Origin of the sequence: uncultured Campylobacter sp. (assembly GCF_938045535.1) — a bacterium.
In the GTDB taxonomy this organism is placed as follows: Bacteria; Campylobacterota; Campylobacteria; order Campylobacterales; family Campylobacteraceae; genus Campylobacter_B.
Genome location: NZ_CALIMQ010000283.1, coordinates 1 through 9,380, shown reverse-complemented (window position 1 = coordinate 9,380; position 9,380 = coordinate 1). Strand labels below are relative to the sequence as shown.

14 protein-coding genes and 1 tRNA gene are annotated in these 9,380 nt (G+C 45.3%); 12 read left to right on the top strand and 3 right to left on the bottom strand.

All coding sequences use genetic code 11. The features are described 5' to 3' along the window. Window positions 1-141: 141 nt before the first annotated feature. Window positions 142-215 (top strand) — tRNA-Gln (locus Q0095_RS08765). 150 nt (window positions 216-365) lie between these two features. Here the strand turns inward: Q0095_RS08765 and Q0095_RS08760 are convergent. Together Q0095_RS08760 and Q0095_RS08755 are read right to left on the bottom strand one after the other, a co-directional pair. Beyond that, on the bottom strand, window positions 366-827 hold the full coding sequence (locus tag Q0095_RS08760) for a DUF411 domain-containing protein (RefSeq protein ID WP_297883159.1): 462 nt from the start codon (window positions 825-827) through the stop codon (window positions 366-368). Between the two features lie 158 nt (window positions 828-985). After that, window positions 986-1,414 carry a hypothetical protein gene (locus tag Q0095_RS08755; protein ID WP_040303372.1) on the bottom strand — a complete coding sequence of 143 codons (429 nt, stop codon included), beginning with the start codon at window positions 1,412-1,414 and terminating at the stop codon, window positions 986-988. 219 nt (window positions 1,415-1,633) lie between these two features. Between Q0095_RS08755 and rplU the strand changes: the two genes are divergently transcribed. From rplU to fmt, 5 genes are all read left to right on the top strand, one after another. Continuing rightward, complete coding sequence (rplU, locus tag Q0095_RS08750) at window positions 1,634-1,942, top strand: 50S ribosomal protein L21 (protein ID WP_040303368.1); 309 nt, start codon at window positions 1,634-1,636, stop codon at window positions 1,940-1,942. Between the two features lie 10 nt (window positions 1,943-1,952). Next, a complete protein-coding gene (rpmA, locus tag Q0095_RS08745) occupies window positions 1,953-2,210 on the top strand; it encodes a 50S ribosomal protein L27 (protein WP_295151027.1) in 258 nt (85 codons plus the stop codon). Between the two features lie 109 nt (window positions 2,211-2,319). After that, the gene (gene obgE, locus Q0095_RS08740; RefSeq protein ID WP_297883158.1) at window positions 2,320-3,552 is read left to right on the top strand and encodes a GTPase ObgE; all 1,233 of its coding nucleotides are present in this window, start codon (window positions 2,320-2,322) and stop codon (window positions 3,550-3,552) included. 244 nt (window positions 3,553-3,796) lie between these two features. Then, the gene (locus tag Q0095_RS08735; RefSeq protein WP_297883157.1) at window positions 3,797-4,108 is read left to right on the top strand and encodes a hypothetical protein; all 312 of its coding nucleotides are present in this window, start codon (window positions 3,797-3,799) and stop codon (window positions 4,106-4,108) included. A 186-nt stretch (window positions 4,109-4,294) separates the two neighbouring features. Beyond that, window positions 4,295-5,215 carry a methionyl-tRNA formyltransferase gene (fmt, locus tag Q0095_RS08730; RefSeq protein ID WP_297883156.1) on the top strand — a complete coding sequence of 307 codons (921 nt, stop codon included), beginning with the start codon at window positions 4,295-4,297 and terminating at the stop codon, window positions 5,213-5,215. A 326-nt stretch (window positions 5,216-5,541) separates the two neighbouring features. Here fmt and Q0095_RS08725 read toward each other — a convergent pair whose 3' ends face one another. After that, window positions 5,542-5,706 (bottom strand): hypothetical protein, encoded by a 165-nt coding sequence (locus Q0095_RS08725; protein WP_297883155.1) that lies wholly within the window; start codon window positions 5,704-5,706, stop codon window positions 5,542-5,544. A 41-nt stretch (window positions 5,707-5,747) separates the two neighbouring features. On the opposite strand from Q0095_RS08725, the gene Q0095_RS08720 reads away from it, so the two are divergent. From Q0095_RS08720 to Q0095_RS08695, 6 genes are all read left to right on the top strand, one after another. Beyond that, complete coding sequence (locus Q0095_RS08720; RefSeq protein WP_297883154.1) at window positions 5,748-6,383, top strand: biotin--[acetyl-CoA-carboxylase] ligase; 636 nt, start codon at window positions 5,748-5,750, stop codon at window positions 6,381-6,383. Then, complete coding sequence (locus Q0095_RS08715) at window positions 6,380-7,171, top strand: AAA family ATPase (RefSeq protein WP_177389424.1); 792 nt, start codon at window positions 6,380-6,382, stop codon at window positions 7,169-7,171. The genes Q0095_RS08720 and Q0095_RS08715 overlap by 4 nt, the downstream gene beginning before the upstream one ends. Continuing rightward, on the top strand, window positions 7,159-8,022 hold the full coding sequence (locus tag Q0095_RS08710; RefSeq protein WP_297883153.1) for a ParB/RepB/Spo0J family partition protein: 864 nt from the start codon (window positions 7,159-7,161) through the stop codon (window positions 8,020-8,022). Before Q0095_RS08715 ends, Q0095_RS08710 begins: the two co-directional genes overlap by 13 nt. Before the next feature lie 74 nt (window positions 8,023-8,096). After that, window positions 8,097-8,519, top strand: a complete 423-nt coding sequence (locus Q0095_RS08705; RefSeq protein WP_297883152.1) for a F0F1 ATP synthase subunit B' — start codon at window positions 8,097-8,099, stop codon at window positions 8,517-8,519. A 10-nt stretch (window positions 8,520-8,529) separates the two neighbouring features. Then, on the top strand, window positions 8,530-9,045 hold the full coding sequence (locus Q0095_RS08700; protein WP_297883151.1) for a F0F1 ATP synthase subunit B: 516 nt from the start codon (window positions 8,530-8,532) through the stop codon (window positions 9,043-9,045). After that, window positions 9,045-9,380: F0F1 ATP synthase subunit delta (locus Q0095_RS08695; RefSeq protein ID WP_297883150.1), on the top strand; the 336-nt coding region annotated here is incomplete at its 3' end. The genes Q0095_RS08700 and Q0095_RS08695, both read left to right, overlap by 1 nt.

The following is a 9,380-nucleotide window of genomic DNA, read 5'->3' as shown; positions in this document are numbered from 1 at the left end:
AGCCGAGCTTTTCGAGATACTCGTTGCTTAACGGCGTTATCTTTTTTAGTTGCATAGATTTCCCTTTTTATGTAAATTTTAAAATTCCGCCCGCTCTTATGCTTTTTTAAAGCAAAATTCTATAAAATACCGCTTCCGCAATGGGCTATCGTCTAATGGCAGGACAACAAACTCTGGATTTGTGAATATAGGTTCGACCCCTATTAGCCCATCCATCCGAATTTTAATTTCCTTTATCATGCTAGTTTTTGAAATTAATTTGCGCGTCATTTTGCATATAGTGGCAGCATTCGCCGGCTAAAGTAAATTGCGCCAAGCCATAAATAGGCAAAATAATAAGTAAGTTGCCGCTTTAAAGCGGCGGATTATTTGATTTTTTCTTTGCCTTTGTAAGTGGCAATGCTTTGATATGAGCCGTCTTTTTTAAACGCTACCACATCATAGACCTCGGGCTGTGAGTCTTGCTCCATACCTGGCGCTTCTAGCGGCATGCCAGGTACTGCTATGCCGATAACGTCTTTAGGCTTATTTTTTAGTAGCGTGCGGATCTCACCTGCTGGCATATGTCCTTCGACTACATATCCGTCTACGATCGCGGTGTGGCAGCTAGCGAGCTCCAGCGGAAGTTTGAGCTCATTCTTCTTCTGGATAAGCGGCTCGTCGGCCAGCGAAATCATCTCGACTTCAAAGCCATTTTGCTCCATATATTTTGCCCAGTTATGGCAACAGCCGCAGCTCTTGCCGTGATAGACCTTGATGTGTTCGCCAGCCACCGCATAGCTACCTAATGCCGCTAAAAGCGCACCTGCAAATAAAATTTTCTTCATATTTTACTCCAGTGATTAAAAGTCCTCGATTATACAATATGTATAGTAAATTTTTAAGAGTGAACCGTAGGATTTTAAGATTAGATTTGACGAAGCAGACCCGCTCGTAAGCCGAAATTTTACGAAATTTTAAAATTTCGGCGTCGCGGATAAGTTGGTTATAGGCACTGAGACAGTGCTGATTTGATAGCGGATTTTGATACGTAGCCTTCCGAGTCGCTGGTAAGTGATACGTCGCAGCCCGGCTTATAGTTTTTCCAGGTGTAGATATTGCCATTGTCTTCGGTTGTCTTGATGGAGTCTGGCTGTTTATTCCATGCAGAAATTACTTGATTGATATGAAATGCATCGCTGCGATCTTTCGGCGCATTAGTCATACCTGTGCTATCGGGCAAGGTCGTTTCGACCATATCAGTGGTGCCTGCGGTGGAGACCTCTTGGACTTTATCATTTACGCCGCCGATATTTGTTTTGCTGCTTTGGGATTTTGTTTGATTGCGTACTCCGCTTGGTTCGTTGGATATATTCCAGTTGGAACAACCGATAAAAAATACCGCTGCTACGAGCGCAGCTATTAAATTTCTCATAAAATTCTCCTTCAAAAATTTCGTTGCGATAGTAGCACATTTATCTTTAGTTTAAAATAAATCCGAGCCCTTGAAATTTGAAATTTCGTAGGAATTTTGCGAGGCGTTTCAGTAGGAATTTATAAAATTTCGGATAATATTCAAAGTTTCATACCAAACGGGCTTTTAAATTTTGCACGGCAAATGCCTTTTTGGCTACCAAATTTTAAAGGATTTTTGATGTATGCTATCATCAAACACGGCGGCAAGCAGTATAAGGTCGAAGAGGGCAACTACCTAAATTTAGACCATTTTAATGCTGAGCCGAAAGCAAAGCTCGAACTTAGCGAAGTTTTAGCGCTAAACGACGGCGAGTTAAAGGTAGGAGCACCGTTTGTAAAGGGTGCCAAGGTGGTTTTGGAGGTCGTTTGCGAAGGCAAGGATAAAAAAGTCGTTATCTTTAAAAAACGCAGACGCAAAGATTCAAAAGTAAAACGCGGCTTCAGACGCCAATATACCCGCGTCAAAGTCGTTTCGATTAACGCATAAAGGATAGGAAATGGCACACAAAAAAGGTCAAGGCTCAACTCAAAATAATAGAGATTCCATCGGACGACGCTTAGGTGTCAAAAAATTCGGCGGCGAGTTCGTTCGCGCGGGCAACATCATCATCCGCCAGCGCGGCACTGCGACGCACCCGGGCAGCAACGTAGGCATGGGTAGCGATCACACGATTTTCGCGTTGATCGACGGCGTCGTAAAATTTGAGCGAAAAGACAAAAATCGCAAAAAAGTATCGGTTTATCCAGCCGCGTAAACATCGCTAAAATCTTCGGGGGCGCAAGCCCCTCTTTAAAATTTCATCCGTTTAAAAATTATCTTCAACTCATTTGGCTATAATTGCCGTTTTAAATTTAAGGATAGCTATGTTCATAGACAGCGTAAAATTTAGCGTCAAATCAGGCGACGGCGGCGCGGGCTGCGTCAGCTTCCGCCGCGAAAAATTCGTCATCTCAGGCGGTCCCGACGGCGGCGACGGCGGCGACGGCGGCGACGTGTATTTTAGAGTAGATAAAAACTCTCATACCCTCTCATCCTACAAGGGCAAGCATGAGTTTAAAGCGCAAAACGGCGCGCCCGGCGAGGGTCGCAAAAAGACCGGCAAAAGCGGCGAGGATCTCTATCTCATCGTGCCTCCGGGCACCAGCGTTTACGACGAAGATAGCGGCGAGCTAGTGCTTGATATGCTAAACGACGGCGAGACGAGGCTGTTTTTAAAAGGCGGCAAGGGCGGGCTTGGCAATGTGCACTTTAAAAGCTCGATCAACCAAGCCCCTGAATACGCGCAAAAAGGCCTAGAGGGGCAGACGCGCGAGGTGCGCTTGGAGCTAAAACTCATCGCCGACGTGGGGCTTGTGGGCTTTCCAAACGTGGGCAAAAGCACGCTAATCTCGACCGTTTCAAACGCCAAACCACAGATTGCAAACTACGAGTTTACTACGCTCACGCCAAAGCTCGGCCTCGTCGAGGTTGACGAATACAGCGGCTTTGTCATGGCCGATATCCCTGGTATCATAGAGGGGGCTAGCGAGGGGCGCGGGCTTGGCGTGCAGTTTTTAAAACACGTCGAGCGCACGAAAATTTTGCTTTTTATGCTAGATCTTGCGAATTACCGCAGCCTCGAGGAGCAGTTTGACGCGCTGAGGGCCGAGACGGCGAAATTTTCAGGCGAGCTTGCAAAAAGAGACTATGCGATCGCCCTAACTCGCGCGGACGCGGCTGAAAATTTGCAGGAAAAATTTGACGCGTTTTTATCGCATTTGGGGCTTGCGGCAGGTAAAAACGGCGACGAAATTTTAAAACCAAATGCCGGCGAGACGGGTTCAAATTTAAATACCGAGCCGAGCGAAATTTCTAAATTTAGCGCCGAAAACGGCGACGCATATCAGAGCGCAAACAACGCGGATCAAAATGCAAACGGCGCAAGCTCAAATTTTGTCGTGCAAAACGCTAAATTTAACGGCTCGATCTACAAGCAAGATATTTACGAATTTAACTCCGCTAAGCCGTTTTTCGTAATGCCGATCTCCTCGGCGACGGGACAAAATATAAACGAGCTAAAATTTAACCTGCTTGAGCTGCTTAAAAAGGAGCTTTAAAATAGCGCGGATATCTCATCGCGGCGAACCTTATGGAGATAGGCTGGCCCGCACGCCTAAAAATAGCTTAACAAGGGAGCGCGAAGATCACAGGTCTCTTTATCGTCGGTCTCTTATGGTGATCGGTAGGTTTTGTTTTGCTCGTGTAGCGCGAGATACCGTTTGGCGCGTTTTACGCAGTCCGAGCAGGCACCGCGCGGGTGTTTTTCGTGAGTGTTTTTGCAGCGACGCGGCTAGCTTGTGAATGCTTCGGCGCGTATGTTGCGAGCTTTCCGATCTGGCGCCTTATTTTATGGACTTTAACGACAAGGATCGCGACGGCGCGCTGAGCTTGCAAGAGTGGATGGCGAGCGAGGTGCCGTCTGGGCTGAGAGTAGAGCTAAATCTGCGCTCAGGCTCGGAATTTAAGAGCTTAGACGCTAATCGCGACGGCAAGATTAGCCTTGACGAGCTGGGGGCGAAACCGTCTGCAAAGATTTATTGGTCCGAAGATCCGTGCGCTTTTTGGTCTTGGCCGGACGGATCCGAGGATAAAAATCAGTCCGCCGTCAAATAAGCGCGAAAAACGGCAATGATGCGGTCTTTTACGCGGGGTTTAGTTTGTGCGACGCGTATAAATTTTACTTCGCGCGAGCGAGTGCGAACCAGGTTTACTTCGCGATCTGCGTAAAATTTATTTCGAGCATGATTAGCGCCTGCATGATCGCTCGCGCCGTGATTTGGCTAAATTTAAAGGAAAAGAATGAATATAGTTTTTATGGGAACGCCCAAGTATGCGGCTAAAATTTTACGCGCGCTTGCGGAGGCAAAATTTGAGATCGCGGCCGTCTTTACGCAGCCTGATAAGCCCGTCGGCAGGAAACAAATTTTAACGCCTAGCGAGGTTAAAGTTTACGCGCAGCAGCATCTGCCCGCAGTGCCGATCTTTCAGCCTGCGAGTTTAAAAGACGAGGCGGTTGTAGCGCAGATAAAAGACTTAAAGCCTGATTTCATCGTGGTTGCCGCATACGGTAAAATTTTGCCGCAGGCCGTCCTTGATGTCGCGCCTTGCATAAATCTGCACGCCTCGATCCTGCCTAAATATCGCGGCGCAAGCCCTATTCAAAGCGCGCTAATGGCTGGCGAAAAGCAGACGGGCGTAACGGCGATGCTGATGGATGCGGGGCTTGACACGGGCGATATGCTTGATTTTGCCTACACGCCTTGCGAGGATAAAACGGCGGCGCAGCTGTTTGACGAGCTCGGCTATCTCGCGGGCGAGCTTATCGTGCGAGTGCTACGAAATTTTGCAAATTTGACGCCGCTTAAGCAAGATGACGCGCAGGCTACGCACTGCAAAAAAATAAGCAAATCGGACGGGCTTTTTAGCTTTGAGGAAAGCGCACGGCAAATTTATAATAAATTTCGCGCGCTGACGCCCTGGCCGGGGATTTATCTAGCTAGCGGGTTAAAAATTTTAGATTTAGAAATCTTGCGTGAATCTTGCGGGCGTAAATTTCAGCGCGCGGGCGAAATTCTGCATGTTGATAAGCTCGGCTTTTGCGTCGCGTGCGGAGAGGGCGCTTTATGTATAGAGACCGTGCAAGAGCCAGGCAAAAAGCCGGTGAACGCTAGCGCGTATTTAAACGGTAAGCGGCTAAAGATCGGTGATCTGCTATGCTAGGCGGGATTTTAAATTATCGCGTTTTGTGCCACGCTTTTGATGCTATGCTGGGATTTTATTCGCGCCGCGCTTTTGGCGTCGCGGCGAAATTCTGCCTTGGGTATCGCCGCAATCGTGAAGTAAAATTTTGCCGCGCGGAATTTCGAAATGAAGCTCCAAAATCAAGGCTTTATAAAATTTTAAAACCTCGCTTCTATGCTCTAAAATTTTACGCTCACAGGAACTTTAAATTTCGCTTTGGCGGTTGCGAATCTTGCGACGTCGCACCGAACTCGCACCATTTAAAATTCTATGATCGTGCCGCAGAATTTTTGCGAGATAAAGCTTTAAAATTTTATCGCGGTGCCGCTAGGAAAATCCGCGTTGCCAAAGAATTTAGCAAGATTGCAAAATTTCATCGCATAAAATTCCGCTACGCCGTAAAATTTTATCGTGCTAAATTTTATCTTGTCGCAAAATTCTATCGCAGCGCGGAATTTAAACGCTTGCAATATTTCAAGGCGAGCCCTTCGTCTTACGCAAGGAGCGGGTTTTGCAAGTAGAATTTATAGAGCAAATGCCCTCTACACAGGAGTTTTTAGTAGGCGCCGTGCGCGAAGGCAGGATAACGCCGCCTTTTGCGATCGCCGCAAATCGCCAAAGCGCCGGTATCGGCTCGCGCGGCAACGACTGGGAGGGCGCGAGCGGCGATCTTGCTTTTTCGTTTTGTGTAGCCCAAACGGATCTGCCCGCGGACGTGCCGCTACAGTCGGCGAGTATATATTTTGCGATGATCATGCAGGAATTTCTCGCATCGCTCGGTTCGCAGCTTTGGCTAAAATGGCCCAACGATTTTTATCTGGGCGAGCGTAAAATCGGCGGAACGATGACGAATAAGATCAAAAATACCCTAGTCTGCGGCATTGGCATGAACCTACTCGGCGCGCCCAAATATGCGGGAATTTTAGATATAAAAATCAGCGCAAAAGACGCTATAGAGGGCTTTTTTGCGCTATATGAAAATAAAATCTCGTGGAAGCAAATTTTTAGAAATTTTTCGTTACAATTCCAAAAATCGCAAAAATTTAGCGTTCATCTAGGCGGCGAAAAAATTTCACTCGCGCAGGCTAAACTTTGCGAAGACGGATCGATCATAATAAATGAAGAAAGGGTTTATGCTTTAAGATGAGTGAAGTAATTACGATTGCCAATCAAAAAGGCGGCGTCGGAAAGACGACCACAGCGGTTAATCTCGCTGCGTCGCTAGCGATAAAGAAAAAGCGGGTCCTACTGATCGACGTAGACCCTCAGGCGAACGCTACGACGGGGCTTGGCTTTAACCGCAGCGACTTTGAATTTAACATTTATCACGTCCTAACGGGGCGTAAGAGCATGTCCGAAGTGATCCAAAAGACCGAACTTGAGTTTATGGATTTAGTGCCGTCAAATATCGGACTTGTAGGCATCGAGCGCGAAGTAAGCGAAGAGAAAGATTTCAAACTAATGCTAAAAAATAAAATTTCCGAGGTTAAGGACAGATACGATTTCATCATCATCGATTCGCCGCCGACGCTTGGTAGCATTACGGTAAATGCCTTGGTTGCAAGTGATAGCGTCATCATCCCGATTCAGTGCGAATTCTATGCACTTGAAGGCGTCGCGCTGATCCTAAATACCGTAAAAGTCGTCAAGCAAACGCTCAATAAAAATTTAAAAATTCGCGGATTTTTACCTACGATGTATAGTTTGCAAAACAATCTAGCCAAAGAAACGGTCGCGAATTTACGCGAGTATTTCGACGATAAGCTCTTTCGTATCGGCAAGAGTGATGATCTAGTCATCATTCCGCGCAATATTAAGCTAGCCGAAAGCCCAAGCTTTGGCAAGCCGGTGGTTTTATACGATATAAAATCTGCTGGCTCCATCGCTTATCAAGACCTCGCTAAATCCATAATGGAGCAAAAATGGGCAAGGTAAAAAGAGCGCTCGGTCGCGGGCTCGGTGCGATTTTAGACGACGTAGAAAGCTCCTATAATAGGGAGCTAGAAAGTGGAAATGCAGATAGTTTAGTTATCGAAATCGATGTCGATAAAATCGAGCCAAATCCATATCAACCGCGTCAAAGCTTCGATGAGGAGTCACTTAGGCAGCTGAGCGAAAGCATCGCCCGTCACGGGCTTATTCAGCCTATCATCGTTATTCAAAAAGATGATTCTTACGTCCTTATCGCCGGCGAGCGGCGCCTAAGAGCAACAAAGCTTTTGGGCGAGAGTAAAATCAAAGCCGTAGTCGCGGACATAAAATCTCAAAATTTAAGAGAGCTTGCCCTCATCGAAAATATCCAGCGCGAGGATCTAAATCCTATCGAGCTTGCTAAGTCCTATAAGGAGCTTATCGGCGAATACAGGATCACGCAAGAGGAGTTAGCCGACATCATCAAAAAGTCCCGCACGCAGATTACTAACACGCTAAGACTTTTAAATTTATGCTCCGAGGTGCAAGACGCCATAAGCGCAGATAAAATTTCGCAAGGGCACGCCAAGATAATGGTTGGACTCGAAAAAGAGGATCAAATTTTAGCGCTAAATACCATTTTAGGACAGCGTCTAAGCGTAAGAGATACCGAAAATTTAGTAAAAAAACTCAAAGATAAAACCGATCCGAAAGAGAAAAAGTCTGGTGCGGAATTTCAAAGCTTCAAGCCTGAGCTTTTAAAGCTAAAGGCCAAGCTTGATCAATTTGGTAAAATAAGTATCAAAGAGCGTAAAATTTCGATCGAATTTAGCGAAATTTTACAAATTTCCGAGTTTTTAAAGAAAATCGGATGATTTTTTATAGTGTATTTTAATTTTTCATATTGTAAAATACACATTTTGTTTAAAACTAACCTGGAGGAGGTGCGATGCTAGACGTAAGTTTGACCGCCATGATAACGACCATCGTCGTATTTTTGGCTTTGATTTACTTCTTAAATATCAAGCTTTATAGACCGTTACTTTTGCATATGGAAAAGCGAGAGGCTATTATTAAAGAAGATGAGACAAATGCGATGAAAAATGCACAGGATGCAGATGCCGATAAAGCAGAGATCGTAAAAATCATGGATGCTGCGAAGTTGCAGGCTGTTAAAATAAAGCGAGAGGCGATGGATAGCGCGAAGCAGGCTGCCGCCAGAGAAATAGCCGAGAAAAAAGCCGCGATGGAGGAGGATTTTGATCAATTCTTAGGCGGTTTGGATGAGCAAAAGCGCAACCTAAAAAATGATTTGCGAGCCAAAATTCCGGAATTTAAAAATGCTCTAAGTAGCGCTGTGGCTAAAGTATGAGGATTTCAGTATGAAAAAATATCTATTTTTATTTATAATTCCCGCGCTTGTTTTAGCAAGCGGTGGGCACGATGGGGTCAAAGACTACGACGTGCTGTGGCGAAGCATAAATTTCATTTTGTTTTTCGGAATTTTGTTTTATCTTTTAAAAGGTCCCGCAAAAGCAGCATATCAAGGTAGAATCGATGGCATTGCATCTAGACTTGAGACTAATCAAAAAATTTTAAAAGAGTCTGCAGCTCGCAAGGAGCAAGCTAAAAAAGATTTGCAAGATGCTAAGGTTCAAGGCGCAGCTTTAATTGAAACTGCTAAAAAAGAGATCGTGTTCGCCGCCGAAAAGATAAAAAATGCGACCGAGCAAGAAATTGCGAATTTGCAAAAATCTTTCGATGAGCAGAAGAGCTTTGAGGCGCGCAAGATCAAAAAAGAGGTCGTAAGCGAGATACTGGATGACGTTTTTGCATCGGATGACATCAAATTCGGTCAAGACAAACTGGTTAAAATCGTAGAGAAAAAGGTCGGATGATGATAAATAACACCTCAAAAAGATATGTAAACGCCCTGATACTGAGCTATAAAAAAGATGAACTAGGCTCTGTTTTGCAGACGCTCGAGAGCGTCGCGAGCGCATTTAGAATTCCAAAATTCCAAGATATTGTAAAATCCCCGACGCTAAAAGAGGAATCCAAAGTGGAACTTATCGCGTCATTTATAAAAAATCCAAGTGAAAAAATCGTAAATTTTATTAAACTCCTAGCTAAAAATAGGCGTATTGCGCTAATTCCACAGATAGTCGGGGAATTGCGCAAGAATATTGCGGCGCTGGATAATAAATATTTGGGCAAAATTTATTCCGCCACC

Bases quoted from the DNA above. Each gene is read 5' to 3' on its own strand.
- Q0095_RS08705 (WP_297883152.1), top strand. From the start codon at position 8,097: ATGCTAGACGTAAGTTTGACCGCCATGATAACGACCATCGTCGTATTT.
- fmt (WP_297883156.1), top strand. From the start codon at position 4,295: ATGAATATAGTTTTTATGGGAACGCCCAAGTATGCGGCTAAAATTTTA.
- Q0095_RS08735 (WP_297883157.1), top strand. From the start codon at position 3,797: ATGCTTCGGCGCGTATGTTGCGAGCTTTCCGATCTGGCGCCTTATTTT.
- rplU (WP_040303368.1), top strand. From the start codon at position 1,634: ATGTATGCTATCATCAAACACGGCGGCAAGCAGTATAAGGTCGAAGAG.
- obgE (WP_297883158.1), top strand. From the start codon at position 2,320: ATGTTCATAGACAGCGTAAAATTTAGCGTCAAATCAGGCGACGGCGGC.
- Q0095_RS08710 (WP_297883153.1), top strand. From the start codon at position 7,159: ATGGGCAAGGTAAAAAGAGCGCTCGGTCGCGGGCTCGGTGCGATTTTA.
- Q0095_RS08700 (WP_297883151.1), top strand. From the start codon at position 8,530: ATGAAAAAATATCTATTTTTATTTATAATTCCCGCGCTTGTTTTAGCA.
- Q0095_RS08755 (WP_040303372.1), bottom strand. From the start codon at position 1,414: ATGAGAAATTTAATAGCTGCGCTCGTAGCAGCGGTATTTTTTATCGGT.
- Q0095_RS08715 (WP_177389424.1), top strand. From the start codon at position 6,380: ATGAGTGAAGTAATTACGATTGCCAATCAAAAAGGCGGCGTCGGAAAG.
- Q0095_RS08760 (WP_297883159.1), bottom strand. From the start codon at position 827: ATGAAGAAAATTTTATTTGCAGGTGCGCTTTTAGCGGCATTAGGTAGC.
- rpmA (WP_295151027.1), top strand. From the start codon at position 1,953: ATGGCACACAAAAAAGGTCAAGGCTCAACTCAAAATAATAGAGATTCC.